Source organism: Streptomyces sp. NPDC031340, from assembly GCF_055569945.1.
In genome coordinates, this window is sequence record NZ_JBVIIE010000002.1 from 48,623 (window position 1) to 70,070 (window position 21,448).

A 21,448-nucleotide genomic window follows, 5' to 3' on the forward strand; every position below is an offset into this window, starting at 1 on the left:
GGAAGGTTCGCCAGATGCAGACAAACAGCCCGGACGCCCCGCGTCGGACGGAAGCCGAGGACCTCACCGAGGCCCTGGGCGCCGACGTCTGCCCTGCCGGGTTCCCTGTCATCGGCGCGCGGATGCTCAGAGAACCCGCCGCACTCGGCACCCTGCGCGACGCCGGCATCGCCCGCGTCAGTCTCGGAGGCGGTGAGAACGGCTGGATGGTCGCCCGCCACGACGCGGCGTCCGCACTGCTGGTGGAGCCGGGCCTGCGCGGCGAGCACCCGCTGGCCCGGACCATGAGGACCGCGGCCGACGAGGAGGTGTGTGACGAGGAACAGCTGTTCTTCCTGCCGACGGAGGAGCACGTCAGGCTGCGCCGCCTGATCTCGCGCCGGCTCACGCACCGGCGGGTGGGCGGACTCGTCCAGCGCATCCAGCAGGAGGCCGACCGGCTGCTGGCCGAAGTCCCGCACTCCGAACCGGTCGACCTGGTCCAGTCGTTCTGCCGCCCTTTCCCGGTGGCGGTGCTCTGCGAACTGCTCGGCATTCCGACGTCCGAGCGCCACTACATCAGGAACTACGTCTACGGCTGGGTCGCCGAGTACGGCGAGGCCAGCTCGGTGACCAAGAGCGCCGGCGTCGAACTGGCCGACTACCTCCGGACGCTGGTCGCCGAGCGCAGGAAGTCCCCCGGGAACGACCTGATCAGCGCGATGGCCGGCGGCGAGGAAGCCGAGACGCTGGAAGAGGACGTGCTGTCCGCCGTGCGGCTGCTCCTGGTGGCCGGACACCGGCCGATCACCCGTCTGCTCACCGAGGGAGTGGAGCTTCTGCTGGGTGAGCGCGACCGGTGGGACCGGCTCCGCCGCGACCCCGGCTGGCAGGAGCCCGTGATCGAGGAACTGCTCCGCTACGTCACACCCACCACCCTGGCGTCCCGGTACGCGAAGGAGGAGGTGGAGGTCGGGGGAGTCACCCTGGCCCCCGGCAGCGGTGTGCACTGCGCGCTCGCGGGCGTGAACCGCGACCCCGCACAGTTCGAGAACCCCGACACCTTCGATCCGGACCGGTCCGAGAACCGGCATGTCGCCTTCGGTCTCGGCCACAAGCACTGCCTGGGAGCGGCGCTCGCACGCGCGGAGATCCGAGTCGCCCTGCAGACGCTGACGACACGTTTCCCGCACATGGTCCTCGCCGACGTGCGGCTGCCCGGCGAGCCGCAGAGGAGGCAGCTCCCGGTGGTTCTCCAGCCCGACACCTGCCCGGTGCGGCACTGACCGGCACCCACAGCGTGCACTGAGAGAAAGCGGAGCCATGGACGCCTTGCGCATACCGGACCACCCCCTCGAGATCGTCTGGGACATCACCTACGCGTGCCCCCTGCGATGCGTGCACTGCTACTCGGAGTCCGGGCGCCGGCCGATCCGCCAGCTCGCCCCCGCCGACATGCTGCGCGTCGCGGACGCCATCATCGAGATGAGCCCGCACGGGGTCTGCCTGGCAGGGGGAGAGGCCCTCCTCGCCCGCGGGGTGTTCGACGTCGCCGACCGGTTCTCCGAGGCCGGGGTGCCGGTCTCGCTCTTCACGAGTGGATGGTCCCTGAAGCAGGAGACGGCGGAGTCGGCCCTGAGCACCTTCGCCAGCGTGACCGTGAGTGTGGACGGCGCGTCCGCCGACGTGCACGACCGGATCCGGGGCCGACGGGGATCGTTCGCCAGGGCGATGGACGCCCTGGCGCTGCTCGACCGCATCGCCCGGGCCCGGTCCGACGCCGGCGAGCCCCGCCCCGACCTGGGCATCGACTGGGTCGTGGTGCGCAGCAACTTCCACCAGATCGAGGAGCTCATCACCGATGTCGCGCCGCGCTTCCCGGCCCTGAACCGCATCGCGTTCGGCGCCGTGGTACCCGAAGGCCTCGCCAGCCGGCAGGGCTTCGCCGATCACGAACTGCTGTCCGACGAGCAGGTCCGGCTGCTGGGCAGCACCGAGTACGCCCGGCGACTGCAGACTTTGGCGCCGCCGACGGTCAGGATCGGCACCACCGACAACCTGGCGCTGCAGATGCGTCCCGACCTGATCGAGCGCGGCGTCTTCCTGCCCATCCTGCAGATCGAACCGGACGGCCTGGTACGCGCCATGGCGGCCTACGAGGGCACGGTCGGCGACGTGCTCACCGATCCCCCCGCCGAGCTGTGGCGGCGTGCGGTGGAACGCTGGCACGATCCGTTCGTCGTGGAGACCCTGAAGCCGGTGCGCACCATGAGCCAGTGGGCGGAGGCCACCCGCGCGATCGACTACCACTTCGCGTCCGAGACCGACCGCCTGCGCATCGACCAGCGTCCCGCCTACGAGCCGGTCTGAGTGGACGGGTACGGGCCTGCCGCAGCCTGCCCGTACCCCGGCCGAGCTCGGACGGCAGACCGGTCTGCCGACCGGTCTGCCGTGCCGTCAGTCCGTCAGCGGACGCATCTCCGTCAGTGGGACGGATCGAGTACGACGACCAGGCCGCGCCCCGGACGGGCCCCTTCGCCGGATCCGGCATGCAGTTCCTCGGGGGTGGCCAGGCGCATGCCGGGGAAGCGCCGCATCAGGGTGGCCAGGGCCGTGCGGACCTCGGCCCTGACGAGGCCGGCACCCAGGCAGTGCCGGAACCCGAGGCCGAAGGCGACGTGCTGGCTCGCCGGCCGCCGCGGGTCGAAACGGTCGGGGTCGGGAAACCGCCCGGGGTCCCGGTTCGCGCCCGTCACCGAGCAGTACGCCCGGCTGCCGGCGGGCAGGACGGCACCGCCGATCTCGACCTCCTCACGCGCGTACCGGAAGGCGAACGAGGCCGGCGAGACATAGCGCAACAGTTCTTCCACCACCGTCTCCAGCAGTTCGGGTTCGGCGAGCAGGGCCTCCCAGTGGCCGCGCTCCCTCAGCAGCAGCGCGAGCCCGTCCGTCAGCAGGTGGGCCACCGGCCGGGGACCCACGACGATCAGCAGCCGGGCTGCTGCCAGCACAGCGGAGTGGGCCACATCTGTGCCCTCGTCACGGCACATGTCGCTGATCAGGTCGTCGCCGGGGTCGAGCCGCCGCCGCGCGATCAGACCGGCAAGGTAGTCGGCGACGGAGCGATCCGGATCGTCGACCCCGGCGTCCGCGGCGGGAAGGCCGGGGTCGCCCTCGAACACGAGGCTGTGGATGCGGTGACGACCTTCCTCCGGAACACCCAGCAGCGCGCACAGGGCGGCCACGGGATAGGGACGGGCGAACGCCGCCCCCAGATCCACGGCGGTGTCGGTGGGCAGGGCGTCCAGCAAGGAGTCGGCGATCGGCTGGACACATTCGGTGATCTTGGCGATCCGGCGGGGGCCGAGTGACTTCGCCAGGAGGTGGCGCAACTGGGTGTGCTCGTCCGCTCCGAGGGAGAACAGTTGCTGTTCGTCCATGACCTGCTCGTCGGTGAGCGCGTCGAAGGCGGCCATGCTCAAGGAGCGGCTGCCGGGGCACTCGCCGCGCATCCGGGGGTCGGTCAGGACCCGGGCCGCGGTGTCGTAGTCGGTCACCAGCCAGCCGGACGCCGCGCCGTTCAGGGCGATGTGGTGAAGTCCGCCGTCCTCCTGAAAGGCCCGCAGTACCGAGACATCGCGGAGCGAGGCCCCGCCGACGAAGCGCGGTTGTCCGTCGGAACGGCGGGAACCGGACGGGGCCGAGGTCCCGGCAATTTGGTCGCTTGCGCCAGGAGTACTCACAAAGGGATTCCTTTCCTCTGGGAAGTGCGCGAAGAGATGTGCGGTCAGCGGTTCGGGCATCGGCAAGAGCTACAAGAGCTACAAGAGCTACAAGAGCTACAAGAGCTACACGAGCGCCGCGTGAAGCGTCCATGAGACGGCCGCGAATTGAGTAACCATTGCTCCGGTGGTTCCTCTTCACCGGTGATGGAATGAATTCGGCGTGACACGGTGCCGGTTACGCCCTCAACGGCTCGACCATCCCCCGGGTCGCCGTTGGGACCGCCCTCGCGAGTATCCCCGTGGCCGCTTGCGAGGGCGGAGCCACCATCCGGGCTTCCCCCGCGAGAGGACACTCAGCGGGGTGCGTGAAGGCGATCGCGCACGAAAACCGGCTTGACGGCAGGCTCCAGCAAGGCGTCTGCCGCCTCTTCGACCGGTACCGGATCTCCGATGAGAACGTCCGGCCGGATCCGCCCTTCCCGGGTCAGATCGATCGCGTCCTCGATGTACGACCCGGCGTTGGCGATGCCGATGTGGAAACTGACATTCAGGCTGTACATCCTGAGGAGATCGATCTCGATCTTCGTGAAATGTCCGCCCGCCGACTCGATCGATCCACCCGGGGCGATCGATGTGAAAGCCTGCGCCAGTCTTCCGCTGTCCAGGGAACCGTCGAAGATCAGATCGAACCTTCCGAGTTCCTTGCGGAGCGGGCCGCTCTCCACCGTGGCGCCGAGCGTGGCCGCCAGGGCCCGCCGCGCGGCACTGTCGTCCAGATAGGTGATCCGGCGCGCTCCCAGACTGCGCATCATGTCAACGGCGAAGAGGGCCACGCTCCCTCCCGCCGGGCCGGTCGGGGCGAGTACGAGAACCTTCGGGTCCGTGTTCGCCGAGAGGTGTCCGGCGGTGAATTCGAGGGCGATCGTCATGTTGTCGCCCGCTGACACCAGGGGGATCGGATCCATGCCCTCTGGAACGGGCACCAGCATGGCATCGGCATAGGGAACCCGGACCAACTCGTCGAAGAGGCCACCCCAGTGACCCGTCGCCGGTGAGGGGATTCCGTACGAGGCCGCCGGGGGAGTGGACCGGCAAAGGGCCGGGCGGCCGGACCGGCACTCGGCGCAGGTGCCGCAATTGATGTGCCAGGGTATGACGACCAGCTGTCCGGGCGTCACGGCGCGGACTTCATCGCCGACGTCGACCACTTCGGCCACGCATTCATGACCTATGGGAAAGGGCGCCCGGAATGGCGTCGCCCCGGAAATGATCAGGTGATCGAGGTCGCACGTCGAACTCGCCACGGGGCGGACCAACGCCTCGATTCCGCTCTGTACCGCGGGAGCCGGAACGTCGCGCCATTCCAGTTTCCTGGTTCCCGCGAAGGTCAGCTGCCGCATGGTGTTCCGGTCTCACCCACTTCCCGACCGAGGACCGCCCTCTGCCGTGCGCGATCACTCGCGACCCGGAATCCGGCTGCCCACGGACCCCGCCTGGAAGACTCCGCCGGTGCGATCCGGCGGTCAGGCAACCATCGTCCCACCCCCGCGCGGGCACCGCATACTTGCCTCACCTTCCGGGGCGCGGGTGCCGGGCGCGCAGCTCGCGGATCAGTGCCCGTACGGTCGCGGTGGCCGCGAGCTGGGGCGTGGTGACGTAGCCGATCCGGCGGGTGGGCCGCTCCGGCCCGAGATCGGTGACCTCCGTCGTGGCCGGCGCCGCGGTGAGGGAGAGCGCGGGCATGATCGCCATCCCGAGACCGCTGCCCACCATGGACAGGACCGCCCCGTCGTCCTCGGCGCGAACGGTGGCGGTGGGGATCCAGTCCTGGGCCGCCCACCACTCACGGGTGTAGGAGGAGCAGTTCTCCAGCCAGTCGACCAGCGGCAGGGACCTGGGGTCGGGATGCCCGGCCGGGTGCACCAGCGCGTACGGCTCCTCGAAGAGCACGTCCCCGACCAGGTGCGGCGGGATCGGCGAGCCGGCGCCGGTGATCGTGATCCCGATGTCCGCCTTCCCGGCGGCCACCTCCCCGGCCGTTCCGGGACCGACCTCCCGAACCACCGTGACGGACGCCTCGATCCCGGGATGCCGCGCGGTCAGCCGCCCCAGTACGGCCGGCAGCAGATGCAGCGCGGCGGCGCGGAAGGCGGCGATGCGCAGCGGCCCGCTGACCTCGCCGGCCGCGCCTGCCCCGGCACCTCGCGTCTCGACGACGAGAGCGTCCAGCATCCGCAGCACCCGGCGCGCGTGCGCGGCGGCCCGCTCACCGGCCGCGGTCGGCCTGGCACCGTACCGCCCCCGCTCGAAGAGCACGACGCCCAGCTTGCGTTCGATGCCGCGCAACGCGTGCGAGACGGCCGACTGAGTGGTGCCGAGCCGGACGGCGGCCGCCGAGATGCCGCCCTCCTCCGCGACCGCCACCACGATCCGCAACTCCTGCGGTGCGACATCGACCGCACTCATCCGAACTTCCTCACCTGGTGCCATGAGGGCAGCTCATGGAAGCGCCCGTCCCATGAGCGCAACCCCCTGCCCGGTCCGAGCATTCCTTCCTACGGTGCCGACCATGACCGACACCGCGCTCACCGTGCACCAGACCGCCAGACCGACCGGCTTTCCCGCCCCCGACCACTTCCGCTTCGTGGAATCACCTGTTCCGGAGCCGGATCCCGGCACGGCTCTGGTCGAGAACCTCTACTGGTCCGTGGATCCGTACCACCGGGAGATGATGGACGGCGACTTCGCGCTGAACGCCCCGCTGGAAGGCCGCACCCTCGGCCGGATCATCGCCTCCCGCACCCCGTCGCTTTCCGAGGGTGAGATCGTCCACCACCGCCACGGCTGGCGCACCCACTCCGTGGTCCGGACCGACGAGGTCCGGCGCCTCCCGCGTATCGACGGGGTGCCGCTGTCCACCCACCTGAGCCTGCTCGGCGGAACGGGCCTGACCGCCTATGTCGCCCTCACCCGGATCGCCGGGCTGCGCGAGGGCGAGGACCTGTTCGTGTCCGCGGCGGCGGGCGCGGTCGGCACGGCGACCGCCCGCCTCGCACGGCTGCTGGGCGTCGGCCGGCTGATCGGCAGCGCGGGCTCGGCGGAAAAGGTCCGGTACCTGACCGAGCAGGTCGGATACGACGCGGCATTCGACTACCGCTCCGGCCCCGTCGCCACCCTTCTCGGCGAGGTCGCGCCCGACGGCATCGACGTCTTCGTCGACAACGTCGGCGGCGAGCAACTCGGCGCGGCCATCGGTGCGCTGCGCGGGCGAGGGCGGGTGGTGCGGGTCGGCACGATCGGCCAGTACAACACTCCGGACGCTCCGCCTGTGGTGTTCGACCACGCCGACGTGGTGGAGAAGAGCCTCCGGATCGAAGGCTTCCATGTGCGCGATTACGCCGATGTGCAGGAGGAACTGTACGAGTTCGCCGTCCCGCACCTGCTGAAGGGGACGCTGGTCGCCGACGAGACCCGGCTGGTCGGATTCGAGCGGATCGTCGAGGCGTTCCTGCTGATGCTGCGGGGCGGGAATCTCGGCAAAATCATCGTCCAGGCCATGCCCTGACACACGGGCCCGACCACCGGCGCCGGCAAATCGAAGGGGTGTGTCCGGACCGCCATCGACGTTACGGCGGCGCCGGATATGAGCACGAATTACTCAGCCGCCACCCCGACGGATTTCATAACGTTTCCGTCAACCGTTGCAGCTTCTGCACCGCTTACGGTCCGGATCGAGGAGAAGAGGCAAGCGTTGAACGCCGTCGAGAATCTTCCGATTTTCCGCGAGGTTCCCGGACATCACCAGCCGGCTCCCTTTCTCATCACCTCCGACATGTTCGGGGGGATACCGATCGAACTGGCCGGGGCGGAAATATCCGATCTCGTCGGCAAGCCTGTCGCCGAGCCTCACGTGCACGATGTTCCCGAACTCTACCTGCTCGTCTCGGCCCGGCCCGGCGAGGCGGAGATCACCATCGAGGTCGAGGACTCGGAGTACACCATCGCGTCGCCCGCCGTTTTCCGGGTACCCGCCGGGAAACGGCACCGGTTCGTCACCAGAAGAGCCGCTCCCGGCAGCTACTGCTTCGGCATCTTTCTGCTGGGAGAGGGCCGGGAATGAAAAGCAGTGGCAGTTCGGTCACCGCATACAATGACGGTTTCTCACAGGCGTCGGAGATGCTTCGCCTCCACCTGAACGAGAATCCCTTCGGCCCCCCGCAGGCAGCCATGAGGGCGGCCCGGGAAGTGCTGGAGAGCGGCCTCTGTGTCTATCCCGACAGCGAGACCGCCGAACTGCGGGCCAAGATCGCAGGACATGCCGGGGTGCCGCCGGACATGGTGGTCGCCGGCAACGGCGTGGACGAACTGGTCCTGATGACGGTGCTGGCCGCGGCCGGAGCGGACGGGAGGGTTCTGACCACCCGCTCCACCTTTCCCGGATACCTCAGCGCCGCGGCCGTCTGCGGTGCCGCCGTCCTCGACATCGAAAGCGGTCCCCGCGGGATCGACGCCGACGCGGTCGTCGACGCCGTGACCCGCCATCCCTCGGACCTGCTGTTCGTGTGCAATCCGCACAACCCGACCGGCACGCTGCTCGGCCGGGCCGACATCGCCCGCATCGCCGACGCCGCTGAGCGGACCGGAACGCTCGCCGTCTTCGACGAGGCCTACATGGACTTCGTGGAGGACGACGGCGCCTCGGCGCTCGAGCTGGTTCGAGACGGCCGCCGGGCGATGGTGCTGCGCACCTTCTCCAAGGCCTGGGGACTGGCTGCGGTCCGGGTCGGGTACGCCATCGGCCCGTCCGACGTCGCCGCGCGCGTCCGGCAGAGCCGGCAGGCCGTGCCCTTCAGCACCAACCGGCCGGCACAGGCGGCAGCCCTGCGCGCGCTGGACGACCCCGGCCACCTCGTCGAGGTGCGCCGGCGCACCGCCCACGCCCGCGAGGCGCTCCACGCCGGCCTGACGGAACTCGGCCTCACCGTCGTACCGTCCGTCACCAACTTCGTCTTCGTGGAACTGGGGCCGCACCGGGAGCGGGCCGCCGCGTTGCTCGCCGCCGACCACGGGATCCTCGTGCGCGATCTCGCGGCCTTCGGCGCTCCCGGCTGCCTGCGGGTGTCCGTCGGCACACCCGCGCAGTGCGAGCGCTTCTGCGCCGCGCTCCGCGAGGTCCTCGCGGTGCTCGACGGCGTCAACGCCCCGGCCGGCCGCACCTGATCATTCCCGGCGCTCCGCGGAGAGCACCGGCAAAGGAGAGAGATGAACGATCCTCACTGGCACGGACCCAGCCCGACCCTCGAGCCCCTGAGCATTCCGGCTCTCTTCAACGGCTTCACCGGCTCCCACGTGGTCCTCGCCCTGGAGGAACTCGGGGTGTGGGACCGCATGAAGGACGGTGCACAGCCCCTGGAACCGCTCGCCGAGGACACCGGCTGCGAGGCCGTGAAGCTGTCCTCGCTGCTGCGCACCATGGCGCTCCTCGGATACGTCGAGGTGCGGGAGGGGAAGGCCGGGCTCACCGACGCCGGCCGCGAACTGGTCGCCAACATCGGCTTCTTCGTCTGGGGAGTGGGCGGCTACGGCCCCGTGCTGACGGACCTCGCCGACCTCGCCACCGGCCGGAAGTCCTTCGGCGACGAGGTCCACCGCGACGAACGACGCATCGCCGTCGGCGCCGGACGCGTGGACCGTTCACTCATGCGACCGGTCGAGGACGACGTACTGGCCGGCATCGAGTACTCCTCGGTCGCGGACCTGGGCTGCGGGGACGCCACCCGTCTGATCCGGCTGTGCTCCGGCGGCCGGGACCGGGTGGGCCTCGGCATCGACATCAGCCGCCCGGCCACCGACCTCGCGACCAAGCGGGTCGCGGAGGCGGGCCTGGCGGACCGGATCGACATCGTCTGCCAGGACGTCCTCCGGTCGATGTCCGAGGAGGTCTTCCCGGGCGTCGAACTGGTGGCGAACTTCCTCATGATGCACGACCTGCTGGCCGCCGGCGACGGCGCCGACGTCGTGCGGACCTTGCGGCGGGTCTTCCCGGACGCCCGGTACTTCCTGGTGGCGGACACCACCGCCCGGCCGTGGGACCGGCAGGCGGGCCCGCTGCCGATCTTCTCCCTGGAGTTCGAACTGGTTCACACGTTCATGGACACACCGATCATGAGCCGCGACGTCTACGAGAGCGCCTTCGCGGCCGGCGGCCTGCGGATCCTGCGCCGCGAGCCGTTCGGCGCGCCCTCCACATGGATCTACCTGCTGGAGGCCGACGACACGGCCGCGCCGCGCCGCTGAGGGGCGGGCATGAGGAAAGGGCACCTGCTCTCCGCCGCCGGATACGCACGGCTCCTCGCTCCGCTGGCCGGTGAACTCGGTATCGAGATCGCGGGCATCGGGGATCCGCGGGCGAGCCAGGCCGACCGGGACCGGCACGAGGCCCTGCTCCAGGAGATCTCGGCCTCCCGCGGACACACGTACTACGCCGACGGGCAGCGGCCGAACTTCCGGGTCGACGCCGGGTTCGCCGACCTGCAGCCCTACGACCGGGCGGCCTACCACGTCATGCTGCGCGACCGGGCCTCGGGCGCCCTGACGGCGGTGGTCCGGCTGATTCCCCGTGACTGGGCGCCGCCCGGGCACAGCGCCGTCGAGCGAATGTTCGGCCCGCGGGTGGTCGAACTGATCAGCCGGCGCGGGCTCGGCGACGCCGCAGTGCTGGAGGGCGGCCGCCTGGCCGTCGCCGTGAGCCGGCAGAACTACTCGATCGGGCCGCTGGTCAGCCTCGTCGGACTGGCCTTCGCCGAGTCGATCGGGCGCCCGATGGTCTGGGGGCTGTCCGGCACCAAGGGCCGGCAGGACCTCCTGTTCGCCCGGCTCGGCGCCCACATCCACGACGAGTTCCTCGAACCCGACCCCAAGTACCACGACACGATGACGGTCTACAGCTTCGATCTCGGCGCCGTACCACCGGTTCTACGGCCCGTCCACGACCGCATTCAGGAACTTCTGCCCGCCGGTCCGTACCCGGTGACGGCCGGCTCGAGCACATGACGAACGAGGTGAGTGATGCGTCCCTTCAGCGCTTTGCCGACCGACGACCGGTCGGTGGCGGCCCAGACCTATCTGGAGACGGTGTCCCGGCATCCCCGGACCGTCGAACTGCGCGACCTGGCCCTGGAGGCGCTTCCGCTCACGGAGGGTGAGTCCGTTCTGGAGGTCGGCTGCGGCCTCGGCGAGATGGCCCGCAGGCTGGCCGGGCGGACCGGACCGCGTGGCCGGGTGACCGCGGTCGACCACGACCCGGCCATGGTGGCCGCGGCGAGGCACCGGGACGACTCGTCCCCCGGGGCGGCCGGAGTCGAGTACGGGGTGGAGGACGTGTGCCGGCTCTCCTTCGCCTCCGGGGAGTTCGACGTCGTCTGGTGCGAGCGGGTGCTCCAGCACGTGCCCGATCCGGGGCGGGCCGTGCGGGAGATGTGCCGCGTCACCGCCCCCGGCGGACGCGTCTGCGTCATCGACGTCGACTGGCGCTCCCTGCGCGTCGACGGAGTCAGCCAGGAGATCGCGTCACCTGTGCTGACGTCGTTCGCGTCGATCGTGCCGGGTCCCGACGTCGCCGGCCGGGTTCCCGGGCTCATCGCGGCAGCGGGGGTCGATCAGGTCCGGTCCAGGCAGTTCACGGCCACCTTCGAGTCACTCGCCGAGGTGAAGCCGATCATCCCCTTGTTCGACCGCGCCAGTCCCCTCGCCGTCCAGCGCGGCGACGGCAGCCTGGACACCTGGTTCGACGTCCTGGATGCCGCGGACGCGCGCGGCGAACTCGCGATCTCGCTGTCCACCTGGACAACGATCGGCACCAGGCCGAGCGCGACGGGCCGACCCCGAGTGTGAGACACGGGTGTCAGTACGGACCGGGCCGCAGAGGCCGAGGCCTGCCCGGGGAGACACCGCTCCCCGGGCAGGCCGTTCGGGCTACAGTTGTCACGTCGCGCACCCGAAAGCTAGCTGAGCTGGGCCGCGTCGAGGCTCTCGGACGCGCTCGGCACGTCGAGGCTGAGGGGCTTGCCGTACTCGTCGAGGACGACGCCGGCGGCGCTGCCCTGGTCCGATCCGTGAATCTCCAGCGGGTAGGGTTTGCCGGTCCGGGAGATGTAGAGCTGGGAGCGGCCCTCCTGGGGATCGTTCCGGACCAGTTCGAGAGCCGGAATGCCCCTGACGTCCTTCTGCACGCCCTTGTTCACGGTGCTGTTGCCGTTGTCCTCGGTCATGGAGTCGGCGTAGCCCGCGATGTCACAGGCATCCGCCAGCGAGCTGAACTCGGGGTTGCTGGAGTCGGTGACGATGTAGCGGTCTCCCACCAGTGCTTCCGTCTGGGTGGCCTGATCGCCGGCGGCCTGGACCCAGAACGCGTGGTCCGGCTTCAGCCACACCTTGCTGCCCTGCTTGATGAGATCGACGTTGGTCCCGTCCTCCGTGATACGGCCCTGACAGTTTCCGGAACTGTCCATACGCAGGTCGAGCTGGCTCTTGTTCACCGTGCCCGCGATGTGGACGGACGGTGCCGTCCGCAGAGCGTCGGAGGAGGCGTCGACCACCTCCGACGCGGAGAGGTTGTCGATCCCGTTGAACTGCGGCGCGCTGGAAGGGGTGGCCGAAGGGGGAGGAGGGGACGAAGGCTCCGACTTCTTGCCGCCGGTGAACGAGACGGAACAACCGGAGGTGGCTGCCAGGGCACAGATGGAGGCCATGGCTATGCCCGCCCTCTGGATGATCTTCATGGTCTTCCTTCTCGAATCAAGTCGGCACGGCCCGCGCACGCCTACCGCGGGCCGGCCGCAGGCCCTGTACTTCCACGGGGCGGTTTGTCCTCACCCGCCGGCCGTCGGTTCCGCGGACACGCGGCGGACCGACGAGCCCACGTCGGTCCGGTCACCGGCATCCGACACACACCAGACTGCCGACCGCGGGGGGATTTCACATGAGTACTCATTGCTCATGCGGCTCACGCGGACCCGCTTCGGCCGCCGTCGGCGGGACCCGCGCCGGTCAGCACACCCCCGCGTCCGCGAACCGGACGCGCGCCGTCCGGTTTTCGGCGTCCTCCTCGGGCACCGGCAGAAAGCGGGTGAAGTGCGATCGACCCGCCCGGCGGGGTCTGTGCCTCGCCGGGCGGGTCGTCGTGATGATATGGGCCGAACGGTAGCTCAGCCGGGCGACGCCTGGCCGCTTTCGGTGACGCGGGCCTTGATGCCCGCGACGAAGCGCTCGACGGCGTAGCGGAACTGGCGCTTCATGGCCTCCTCGCCCGTGCCCGGCCCGTAGCGCATCAGGTTCGGGTACAGGCGGGCGGCGTCCGCTGCCTCCTCGTCCCGCGCCGACAACTGCGCGCGCATCTGACTGTAGGGAGGATTGCCCGGAGAGGTGCGCCCGCCCGCGACGAAGCCGAGCATCGTCGTGACCAGTGCCATGTAGGAGTCGGCCACCTCGTCGTCCGGCAGGCCGCTTTCGGCGACGAGTCCGGTGAGGGCATCGGCCACCCTCAGCGTGTCGGGCCCCAGCCGCCACGCGGCACTCCACAGCACATCGACGAGCGCGGGGCGCGCCAGGAGCGCCTCATGGCAGCTGACGAGCGTCTCGAGGAGCCGGACGTCCCATGCGCCGGCCTCGGGAGGGGCGACATCACGGAGCGTCTCGTCGAGGATGAGCAGCAACAGCTCATCCTTGTCCTTGACATGCCAGTACAGGGTCGAGGACCCGGTACCCAGCTCCCTGGCCAGCTTGCGCATCGACAGCTTCTCGGCACCCTCTGTGTCGAGAAGTCGGATGCCGGCCCTGATGACTTCCGCCCGCGTCAGGGTCAGGCGACCCTTGGCGCGCGCGGAATCGGACCGACGGCGCTCTACCTCGAACTCTGCTCGTGACACTCGAACAGTCTAGGACACCTCACCCGGTGCCCCGTCCCGCGCGGGTCCCACGCCGCGCATCGTACGGCGCGGGACACCCGGTTCACGGGCCGGTCGGCAAGAACTCGTCCGGCCGTCCGGCGACGAGGATCTCGCGGGTGGCGATCGCGCGGTAGGTGCCCATGAAGGCGCGCTCGTCCTCCAGCAGCACCTCCATGTTGGCCCGGACGAACGCCTGCTGCTCGGCCACCGAGTAGTCGAGGGCGAGTTCGGCGATCCCGTCGTAGAGCGGGGCCTCGTGCGGCGACCATCCCCGGTAGTCGGCGGCGAGGCCCACGTTGGTCGTGTAGCGGACGAGGGCGTCGGCGAAGAGGTCCCGGACGAAGGGGACGTGCCGGTCCCGCCAGTAGGCCACCGACTGATCCGGCGTCATGTCGGGGCGGCGCATGAGCATGAACATCATCTTGATGCCGCGCTCGGCACGTCCCAGGTCCCGGTGGACCCGCTGATCCGTGATCACATGCCGGAAGGTGCCCATGAACTGCCTTTCGCTGTCGCGCAGGTGAGCGGCCGTTGCACCGAGGAGAGCCGTCAGATCGGCGGGGTCGTCGCAGTCGTACCAGCCTTCGGCGACGCCGTCCCAGGCCGGAGCCTCGTCCGGGGCCCAGCCGGAGCAGTCGGCGGGCACCCCGACGTTGCACGCGTACCGGAGCAGGTGGTTGCCGTGCGCCGCGACCACCTTCGGGGCGTGCACCCGGGTCCAGTAGTCGACGGCCTCGTCATGGGTCTGGTCGAGACGGCGGTTCCAGAGCGTGAAAAGCTTGATCACATCGCACTCCTGTCGGGAGCTGAAGTCGGTTTTGGGTGAGGCGGGTTCGCGCAACGCGGCGCAGCGGTGAGCGGGTCATGGTCACGGACCGCCGCGACCGCGGGTACTCGACCGGGTCGCGAGGCGCGTGGGTTCACCGGCGGGAGCGGCCCGGCTCCCGCACGGCAGGTGGCCATCCGGTCATGCCGGTCCGGCCTTCCGGTCGGCGTACCACTCGCGCAGCCTGACCTTCCGCACCTTGCCGGAAGCCGTGAGGGGCAGTTCCTCGACGATCTCCCAGTGTTTCGGGACCTTGTGGCGGGCGAGCCGGGCCAGACAGTGCTCGCGCAGACCGTCGGCGTCGGGAGTGCGCCCGGGCGCGGGCAGGACGAAGGCGGCGACCTGTTCGCCCCATGTGTCGTCCGGGACCCCGACGACGGCGACATCGCCCACGTCGGGATGCTGGAACAGCACGTCCTCGATCTCCCGCGGGTAGATGTTCTCGCCACCTCGGATGATCATGTCCTTGAGGCGTCCCTCGATGCGGCAGTAACCGCGGTCGTCCATGCTGGCCAGGTCCCCGGTGTGCAGCCACCCGTCGCCGTCGACCGTGTCGGCGGTGGAGTCGGGGGCGTCGAAGTACCCCATCATGACGTGGTAGCCGCGGGTGCAGAGTTCTCCGACCGTGCCGACCGGGACGACTTCGCCGTCGGCGGGGCTGATGATGCGCACGTCGGTGTGGGGCAGCGGCCGGCCGAGCGTCTCCGCGCGGTCCTGCGGGCTGTCCTGCGGCGACGTACCCGTGATGACGGGCGATGCCTCCGTCTGGGCGAACAGCACGCTGACGGCGGCCGCGGTCTGCGTCTCCACGCGGTGGACGAGTTCCGGCAGCACCACGGCTCCGCCGCTGACCACGCGGGCCAGCCGTGACAGGTCCGTGCGGGCGAAGTCCGGATGGTCGAGCAGACCGATGAGCATGGTGGGGACACCGATGAGGGTGTCGGCACGCTCCGTCTCCAGGAGGTTCAGCACGAGCGCCGGGTCGAACACGGGCGGGAGCACGAGCGTGCCGCCGACGGCGAGGGCGCCCAGGACGCTCACCACACAGCCCGCGGTGTGGAACAGCGGCATCGGGCTGACCTGCACGCCACCCGGGAGGAGTCCGCACCGTTCGGCGTAGAGGCGGGCGTTGTTGACCACCCCGCGGTGACGCAGCAGTACGCCCTTCGGAGTTCCCGTGGTACCCGAGGTGTACTGCAACTGGGCCGCGCTGTCCGGGGCGACGGCGGGAAGCGGCTGCCCCGGCTCGCCCTCGGACAGGAACCGGTCCCAGTCCGCGAAGGAGATGACCTCGCGCAGGTGAGGCAGCTCCGGACGCACCTGCGCCAGGATCTCGGAGAGCACGCAGTCCCGGTATTCGGGGATGTGGAGAACACCGGCCGCGCGGGAGTGCCCGAGGACGTGACGCACCTCCCCGGCCCGCAGGGCGGGATTGACGGTGACCAGGGTGATCCCGGCCAGCGCGGCTCCGTACTCCAGCAGCACCCACTCGGGCAGGTTGTTGGCCCACACGGCGATCCGCTCGCCCGTCTCGAAGCGGGCCAGCAGCGCACGGGCCACCGTCTCGGCCTGCTCGAGCAGTTGCGCGTACGTCCAGCGCCGCCGTTGTCCGGCGTCCGGAAGGCCCTCGACGAGGGCGACGGTGTCGGGGTGGTCGTGTGCCGCCGAGCGGAGCGCGGCGCCGACGGTGAGGTCGGCGAGCGGCGGTGCCGGCTCGGCGGGCCACCATGAGCTGGTCAGCGGCGGCCTCGGATCCCTCGCGGTGTCTCCCGTCGGCAGGGTGTGTGGCGCGTGGGTCATTGCGGATTCTCCAATCGGGGTGGGGGCCTGGCAGCCGTACTGGGCGGCGGTTGCTGGGCGTTCGCCACGGGCCCTCGGCTTACCGGAGGCAGGCCCTGGCACCGGGCGCACCCGGGCCGGTGCCCGATGCGGCGGGCGGGAGCAGCGCGGTGGTGGACGGTGGTGGGCGGTGTGCTCGCCGATGTGTGCGAGCCGTCACCGCCCCCCCCGTGCTGCCGCAGGAAGGAACGAAGCCTGATCACTCCGCCGATCGCGAGGCCAGCGATTCGATCAGTCCGGCGACCGCGGCCGGCATGACGCGCACCGCGTCGTGGGGGCTGGCCAGTTCGTAGTAGTCCCAGTCCGCGGAGTCGCGGGCATGGGCCGCGTAGGGCTCGACGATCCCCAGTGGCCGGGCGTTGCAGTAGACGAACGACCGGCGCGCCCTCAACTCGGCCGGGGCCCGCACGGGTTCCTCCATGGTGCCGATGGGGTGTGCGGTCAACCGTTCGGCGACCGCCGCGGCCCGGGGGCCGGACCATCCGGTGGTGTCCTCCACGGTGAACATCGGCGGGATCAGCAGGGGAGAGCCGGAGGCCGCGGCGGCCGCCCGGGCGCTCTCCACGAAATCGGGTCCCAGCAGGTCGCCCACCGACTGACCCGCCTGCGGAACGAAGGCGTCCAGGTACACCAACTCGGCCACCCGATCGCCCCGTTCGGCCGCCACTCCGGTGATGACCATCCCCCCGTAGGAGTGGCCGACCAGGACGATGTCGTGCAGATCGTGTTCATCGATGACGCGGACGACGTCGGCCACGTGCGCCGACATGTCGGTGTGCTCGGACGCCTCGCCCGCCCGCTCCGCCAGTCCCGTCAGGGTCGGCGCGTAGACGTCGGCGCCCGCGGCGCGCAGTCGCGCGGCCACGTCTTCCCAGTGCCAGCCGCCGTGCCAGCCACCGTGTACGAGAACGCAGGGTCTCAGTGTCATTGACAGTCTCCCGAGATCAGCAAGTCGGGCCAGGGCCCAACGGGAAGAGCGCCGCCTGCTGGTAAGCGGCAGGGCGCCGTGTAAACTCGGCTCACTGTCACTGGAACACTGTTCGTCTGTCAATATCGCCGCACTAGAAGCACGGGCGGCGCTCACCCGATCGGCGACTTCAGCCCGATTCGCCGATACGGCCGCACACCCGGCTGCCCGGCCCGCCGCGCCAGTTCCGGCACGGCCCCCTTCGACAGCCACCTCTCCACCCCTGGAAGGGACACCATGACCACCCCGAACCACCCCGGGACGCGCGAGTCCCTGCTCGACCAGGACCAGCGCTTCTTCGACGCCCTGGTCGCCGGCGACGTCACCGTCCTCGACGAACTGCTCACCGAGGACTTCCTCCTGGTGAGCCTCAGCGACGGAGCGACGGCCACGAAGTCCGACCTGCTCGGCCTGGTGGGGTCGGGAGCCGTCGCGTTCCCGGCCGTCCAGTCCTTTCCCGCCGAGGCCGTCGTGCGCTTCGTCGGCGAGGTCGGCATCACCGTCGGAAGGACGAGCATGAACTTCACCCAGGCCGACGGCACCACGTTCACCGCCGGCAGCCGCTACACCCACGTGTTCGCCTTCGACCCGGCTGCGGGCTGGCGCCTCCATTCGGCGCAGGGGACACAGATAACAGCCGGAACCTGAAGCGCTGGGGTCCGTCCACCCCTCCCTCCCTGCGCCGCCCTGCCTGCCGACCGGGCTGTCGGCCCACCGGAGTGACCGGGTGGCCGGCGCCCGGTCCGCCTCCGGCGGGGCCCAGCGCCCATGGGAGCTCCGGACGGGACGGGCCCAACACAACGCCTCCCGGGCGCGCTTCGGCCGGCCGAGCGAGCGGCACCCGCAATTGAACGTTTCAATTTCCCGTAGCTGCCTTTTCTTTCCTGCTTATTGACTGGCTGTATGCGCGGTCCTAGGCTCCCGGCAATCGAATTGAAACCTTTCATGAACTGCGAGAGCGCCATGGCTCCAGATTTGTCGCGCCGGAGACTTCTTCAGCTGGGCGGTGTCGCAGCCGCTTCGGTCGCTCTGACTCGGCCCTGGCCGGCCGCCGCTGCCGCCCCGGGTGGTCCTCCGCACGCAGCATCGCTCGTCCCCACGGGCATGCTGGCCGACCTGCTGCCCCAAGGGCTCGGTGCGAGTGCCGGGCGGGACCTCCGGTTCAGCTGGCAGATGCCCGACTTCGGCGCGGGGGCCGTGCAACGCGCCTACCAGCTTCAACTGGCCACCACCCCGGACGGCTTCGACTGCGACCAACTGGTGTGGGACTCGGGCAGGGTCATGTCCGCCGATTCCATCGCTGTCCCGTACGGCGGTCCGGCGCTCAAGCCCCGGACCGCTTACTGGTGGCGGGTGAGCAGTTGGGGAAAGAAGCGGTCGGCATGGTCGCGACCGGCGCTGCTCGCCACATCGGTGGAGGACGAGTGGGAGGCCGAGCCCATCTGGGCCCCCGCCGGCAAGACCCTCAGGGACGGCACGCTCACCGCCCGACTCAAGATCACGGCGGTGGCTGCAGGCCTGTGGTTCCGTGCCGCGAGCGTCAACGACAACTATCTGTGGCAGCTGCGGGCCGGAAGCCCCGGCGTGCTGCGCAAGCACATCCGCGTGAACGGGACCTACACCGTGCTCGCCGAGGTCCAGCTGCCCTTCGCCGTGACCACGGGGGAGTGGCTGGACCTGGCCGTCACCATGACCGGCTCCACCTTCACCACCTCCGTGAACGGCACGGTCGTCGACACCACCACCGACACCCGGCACACGGGCGGCAACATCGGACTGCGCAACGGCTCCACCGAGTCCCAGGTCTACGACCGGGTCACCTTCGCCGCCGCGGACGGCACCGTACTCCTCGACGACGACTTCACCTCCGACAAGGGAACCTTCACCGCCGGGACCGTCGCGAACGGGGTGCTCACCTTCCCCGCCGGAGCCTCTTCTCTCTCCTCCTACAGCGACGACGACACCTGGGCCCTGCTGCGGAACGAATACCGGCTGAACACGAAGACGGTCGCGGCCGCCATCCTCTACGTCGCCGCCGCCTCACCCACCCCGGCCCGGCAGTACGTCGCCAAGGTGTGGAGCAACGGACACCTGGTGGGCTACACCTCAGCACGCTCCGGCACCGGAGTCGCCTATCAGGTGTTCGACATCACCGACACCGTCCGCTCCGGTGAGGCCAACGCCCTGGCCGCGCTCTGCAACACCACCTCGTCCCAGAAGTTCCTGGCCCAGCTGGAGATCACCTACGCCGACGGCTCCCGGGCGACCATCGGCTCCGGCAGCGGTTGGAAGGCCCGCCGTCACGCGGGCCTGCTGCCTCCGAAGGGCAACGCGGGCAGCAGCTACTACACCGCTCCACAGGAGTACTGGGACCTGCGCCAGGAACCGGTCGGCTGGACCGAACCGGGCTTCGACGACAGCGGATGGGAGACGCCGGCGTCCCGCGACGTCGTCGACGAACTCGTTCCCGCGCGTATCGAGCCCGTCAGGCTCCACGACGTCACACCGGCATCCATCACCGAAGCGGCCGAAGGACGCTGGCTGGTGGACCTCGGCAGGGAGATCGTCGGGGGCCTGTCACTGCAGGTGACGGGCAGCCAGGGAGACACGATCGAAGTGCGCCTGGGCGAAGAGCTGAACTCCGACGGCTCGGTCAAGTATCAGCTCCGCGCCGGCAACACCTACCGCGAGGTCTGGACCCTGCGAGACGGCGCCCAGCGCTTCGAGCACTGGGGATACCGCGCCTTCCGCTGGGCCGAACTGCGCACCACCCTCGACCTGTCACAGGCCGTGGTGACCGGACGGGCCTGGAAAGCGGACTGGGACGACGCACACTCCTCCTTCAGCAGCTCCGACCCCGAACTCGACCGGGTCTGGGACCTGTGCCGCTACTCCATCGAGGCCACGCGCGGCGACCTCTACGTGGACACACCGACCCGGGAACGCGGCCCCTACGAAGGGGACGCGCTGATCAACCAGCTATCCGAGTACGGAGTTCAGCGCTCCTACGCACTGGCCCGCTGGTCCAACGACTACCTGGTACGCAAGGGCACCTGGCCCACCGAGTACCGCCTCATGTGCGCGATGTCCGCCTGGCAGGACTACCTCGTCACCGGTGACGACCGGCAGCTCAGCAAGGACTACGACCTCCTCGCCGCGAAGAACCTCACCGCCTACCTGGGCACGGACGGCCTGGTGCACAAAGCGCCCGGCTCCAGCAGCCAGGACCTCGGCGATCTCGTCGACTGGCCGACGGCAAGCCGCGACGGGTACGTCTTCACCAGCGTCAACACGGTCGTGAACGCCTTCCAGTACGCGGCCTTCGACGCCCTCGCCAAGATCGCCGCGGCACTCCGGAAGACGGACGACGCCGAACTGCTGCGCCGGCGCGCCGACACCCTCGCCGCGGCCATGCGGAGCACCCTGCTCGACTCGACGGCCGGCCGTTTCCTCGACGGCGCCGGAACCACCCACAGCGCACAGCACGCCACCGCCTTCCCCGCCGCACTCGGCGTCGCCGACTCCCTTCCCGACGAGGTGCGGAGAAGACTGGGGGACACACTGGCCTCCGGCGGGATGAAAGTCAGCGTCTACGGCGCACAGTTCCTGCTCGACGCGCTGTTCACGCTGGGCCGGTCCGACGCCGCCATCGAGCTCCTGACCTCCAGGGCCACCAATTCCTGGCTGCACATGCTCGACGACCTGAAGGCCACCATCGTCACCGAGGCCTGGGACCCCGCGCTGAAGTCCAACATGACCTTCTCTCACGCATGGGCTTCCGCACCCGCCAACGCGGTTGCCCGGCACGTACTCGGCGTCCAGGTCAGCAAGCCAGGGGCAGCGGAGTTCCTGATCCGGCCCCGGACCGGCGCCTTGACCGACGTCCGGGGAACGGTGCCGTCCGTTCGAGGCCCCGTCTCGGTCTCCGTCCACCGGGACGACACCACCCATGAGACGAAGGTGACGCTGCCGCCGAACTCCACGGCCCTGATAGAGGTGGAGATCGGAGACGGCGACCCCGGCACGTACCGGATCGACGCGACGGCCCCCGGGGGCGGAGAGACCGTCAACGTGACATCGGCGAGTGATCTCTCGGGAACCGTGCTGCGCATCGGACCGGTCGGCTCGGGCACCACCACGGTGAAACGCGCCCGGAGCACCTGAC

18 protein-coding genes are annotated in these 21,448 nt (G+C 70.1%); 10 read left to right on the forward strand and 8 right to left on the reverse strand.

The window, feature by feature from the left end:
- The first annotated feature begins 14 nt into the window (after positions 1–14).
- Both ACZ5GT_RS01655 and ACZ5GT_RS01660 read left to right on the forward strand, forming a co-directional pair.
- Entirely contained in the window at positions 15–1,265 is a 1,251-nt protein-coding gene (locus tag ACZ5GT_RS01655; protein WP_469012603.1) for a cytochrome P450, read from the forward strand.
- Between the two features lie 37 nt (positions 1,266–1,302).
- The gene (locus ACZ5GT_RS01660) at positions 1,303–2,349 is read left to right on the forward strand and encodes a radical SAM protein (RefSeq protein ID WP_469012605.1); all 1,047 of its coding nucleotides are present in this window, start codon (positions 1,303–1,305) and stop codon (positions 2,347–2,349) included.
- Positions 2,350–2,462: 113 nt separating this feature from the next.
- Here the strand turns inward: ACZ5GT_RS01660 and ACZ5GT_RS01665 are convergent, their stop codons facing one another.
- From ACZ5GT_RS01665 to ACZ5GT_RS01675, 3 genes are all read right to left on the reverse strand, one after another.
- Positions 2,463–3,536, reverse strand: a complete 1,074-nt coding sequence (locus ACZ5GT_RS01665) for a cytochrome P450 (RefSeq protein ID WP_469012611.1) — start codon at positions 3,534–3,536, stop codon at positions 2,463–2,465.
- Between the two features lie 521 nt (positions 3,537–4,057).
- The gene (locus ACZ5GT_RS01670) at positions 4,058–5,104 is read right to left on the reverse strand and encodes a zinc-dependent alcohol dehydrogenase (RefSeq protein ID WP_469012617.1); all 1,047 of its coding nucleotides are present in this window, start codon (positions 5,102–5,104) and stop codon (positions 4,058–4,060) included.
- 169 nt (positions 5,105–5,273) lie between these two features.
- Entirely contained in the window at positions 5,274–6,170 is an 897-nt protein-coding gene (locus ACZ5GT_RS01675; protein ID WP_469012622.1) for a LysR family transcriptional regulator, read from the reverse strand.
- Between the two features lie 103 nt (positions 6,171–6,273).
- Between ACZ5GT_RS01675 and ACZ5GT_RS01680 the strand changes: the two genes are divergently transcribed.
- The 6 genes from ACZ5GT_RS01680 (at position 6,274) to ACZ5GT_RS01705 (ending at position 11,597) form a co-directional block, all read left to right on the forward strand.
- Positions 6,274–7,269: a zinc-binding dehydrogenase gene (locus tag ACZ5GT_RS01680; RefSeq protein ID WP_469012626.1), complete on the forward strand. Its 996-nt coding sequence runs from the start codon at positions 6,274–6,276 to the stop codon at positions 7,267–7,269.
- A 186-nt stretch (positions 7,270–7,455) separates the two neighbouring features.
- Entirely contained in the window at positions 7,456–7,824 is a 369-nt protein-coding gene (locus ACZ5GT_RS01685) for a cupin domain-containing protein (protein WP_469012629.1), read from the forward strand.
- 56 nt (positions 7,825–7,880) lie between these two features.
- Complete coding sequence (locus ACZ5GT_RS01690; RefSeq protein WP_469012632.1) at positions 7,881–8,924, forward strand: pyridoxal phosphate-dependent aminotransferase; 1,044 nt, start codon at positions 7,881–7,883, stop codon at positions 8,922–8,924.
- Between the two features lie 42 nt (positions 8,925–8,966).
- Positions 8,967–10,001, forward strand: coding sequence for an SAM-dependent methyltransferase (locus ACZ5GT_RS01695; RefSeq protein WP_469012635.1), 1,035 nt, complete (start codon positions 8,967–8,969; stop codon positions 9,999–10,001).
- A 9-nt stretch (positions 10,002–10,010) separates the two neighbouring features.
- Positions 10,011–10,757, forward strand: a complete 747-nt coding sequence (locus tag ACZ5GT_RS01700; protein WP_469012638.1) for a hypothetical protein — start codon at positions 10,011–10,013, stop codon at positions 10,755–10,757.
- A 15-nt stretch (positions 10,758–10,772) separates the two neighbouring features.
- Positions 10,773–11,597, forward strand: a complete 825-nt coding sequence (locus ACZ5GT_RS01705) for a methyltransferase domain-containing protein (protein WP_469012641.1) — start codon at positions 10,773–10,775, stop codon at positions 11,595–11,597.
- Positions 11,598–11,707: 110 nt separating this feature from the next.
- On the opposite strand, the gene ACZ5GT_RS01710 is transcribed toward ACZ5GT_RS01705, so the two are convergent.
- From ACZ5GT_RS01710 to ACZ5GT_RS01730, 5 genes are all read right to left on the reverse strand, one after another.
- A complete protein-coding gene (locus ACZ5GT_RS01710) occupies positions 11,708–12,484 on the reverse strand; it encodes a hypothetical protein (RefSeq protein ID WP_469012643.1) in 777 nt (258 codons plus the stop codon).
- A 426-nt stretch (positions 12,485–12,910) separates the two neighbouring features.
- Entirely contained in the window at positions 12,911–13,630 is a 720-nt protein-coding gene (locus ACZ5GT_RS01715) for a TetR/AcrR family transcriptional regulator (protein ID WP_469012646.1), read from the reverse strand.
- Between the two features lie 82 nt (positions 13,631–13,712).
- Positions 13,713–14,438 (reverse strand): EthD domain-containing protein, encoded by a 726-nt coding sequence (locus ACZ5GT_RS01720; protein WP_469012648.1) that lies wholly within the window; start codon positions 14,436–14,438, stop codon positions 13,713–13,715.
- A 180-nt stretch (positions 14,439–14,618) separates the two neighbouring features.
- Positions 14,619–16,277 (reverse strand): AMP-binding protein, encoded by a 1,659-nt coding sequence (locus tag ACZ5GT_RS01725; RefSeq protein WP_469012651.1) that lies wholly within the window; start codon positions 16,275–16,277, stop codon positions 14,619–14,621.
- 238 nt (positions 16,278–16,515) lie between these two features.
- Entirely contained in the window at positions 16,516–17,244 is a 729-nt protein-coding gene (locus ACZ5GT_RS01730; RefSeq protein ID WP_469012655.1) for an alpha/beta hydrolase, read from the reverse strand.
- A gap of 276 nt (positions 17,245–17,520) precedes the next feature.
- On the opposite strand from ACZ5GT_RS01730, the gene ACZ5GT_RS01735 reads away from it, so the two are divergent.
- Both ACZ5GT_RS01735 and ACZ5GT_RS01740 read left to right on the forward strand, forming a co-directional pair.
- A complete protein-coding gene (locus ACZ5GT_RS01735) occupies positions 17,521–17,931 on the forward strand; it encodes a nuclear transport factor 2 family protein (RefSeq protein WP_469012659.1) in 411 nt (136 codons plus the stop codon).
- A 456-nt stretch (positions 17,932–18,387) separates the two neighbouring features.
- Complete coding sequence (locus tag ACZ5GT_RS01740; RefSeq protein ID WP_469012664.1) at positions 18,388–21,447, forward strand: family 78 glycoside hydrolase catalytic domain; 3,060 nt, start codon at positions 18,388–18,390, stop codon at positions 21,445–21,447.
- Position 21,448 lies beyond the last annotated feature (1 nt).

Bases quoted from the DNA above. Each gene is read 5' to 3' on its own strand.
- ACZ5GT_RS01725 (WP_469012651.1), bottom strand. From the start codon at position 16,277: ATGACCCACGCGCCACACACCCTGCCGACGGGAGACACCGCGAGGGAT.
- ACZ5GT_RS01660 (WP_469012605.1), top strand. From the start codon at position 1,303: ATGGACGCCTTGCGCATACCGGACCACCCCCTCGAGATCGTCTGGGAC.
- ACZ5GT_RS01670 (WP_469012617.1), bottom strand. From the start codon at position 5,104: ATGCGGCAGCTGACCTTCGCGGGAACCAGGAAACTGGAATGGCGCGAC.
- ACZ5GT_RS01710 (WP_469012643.1), bottom strand. From the start codon at position 12,484: ATGAAGATCATCCAGAGGGCGGGCATAGCCATGGCCTCCATCTGTGCC.
- ACZ5GT_RS01655 (WP_469012603.1), top strand. From the start codon at position 15: ATGCAGACAAACAGCCCGGACGCCCCGCGTCGGACGGAAGCCGAGGAC.
- ACZ5GT_RS01675 (WP_469012622.1), bottom strand. From the start codon at position 6,170: ATGAGTGCGGTCGATGTCGCACCGCAGGAGTTGCGGATCGTGGTGGCG.
- ACZ5GT_RS01680 (WP_469012626.1), top strand. From the start codon at position 6,274: ATGACCGACACCGCGCTCACCGTGCACCAGACCGCCAGACCGACCGGC.
- ACZ5GT_RS01730 (WP_469012655.1), bottom strand. From the start codon at position 17,244: ATGACACTGAGACCCTGCGTTCTCGTACACGGTGGCTGGCACGGCGGC.
- ACZ5GT_RS01695 (WP_469012635.1), top strand. From the start codon at position 8,967: ATGAACGATCCTCACTGGCACGGACCCAGCCCGACCCTCGAGCCCCTG.
- ACZ5GT_RS01690 (WP_469012632.1), top strand. From the start codon at position 7,881: ATGCTTCGCCTCCACCTGAACGAGAATCCCTTCGGCCCCCCGCAGGCA.
- ACZ5GT_RS01740 (WP_469012664.1), top strand. From the start codon at position 18,388: ATGCTGGCCGACCTGCTGCCCCAAGGGCTCGGTGCGAGTGCCGGGCGG.
- ACZ5GT_RS01735 (WP_469012659.1), top strand. From the start codon at position 17,521: ATGACCACCCCGAACCACCCCGGGACGCGCGAGTCCCTGCTCGACCAG.
- ACZ5GT_RS01700 (WP_469012638.1), top strand. From the start codon at position 10,011: ATGAGGAAAGGGCACCTGCTCTCCGCCGCCGGATACGCACGGCTCCTC.
- ACZ5GT_RS01705 (WP_469012641.1), top strand. From the start codon at position 10,773: ATGCGTCCCTTCAGCGCTTTGCCGACCGACGACCGGTCGGTGGCGGCC.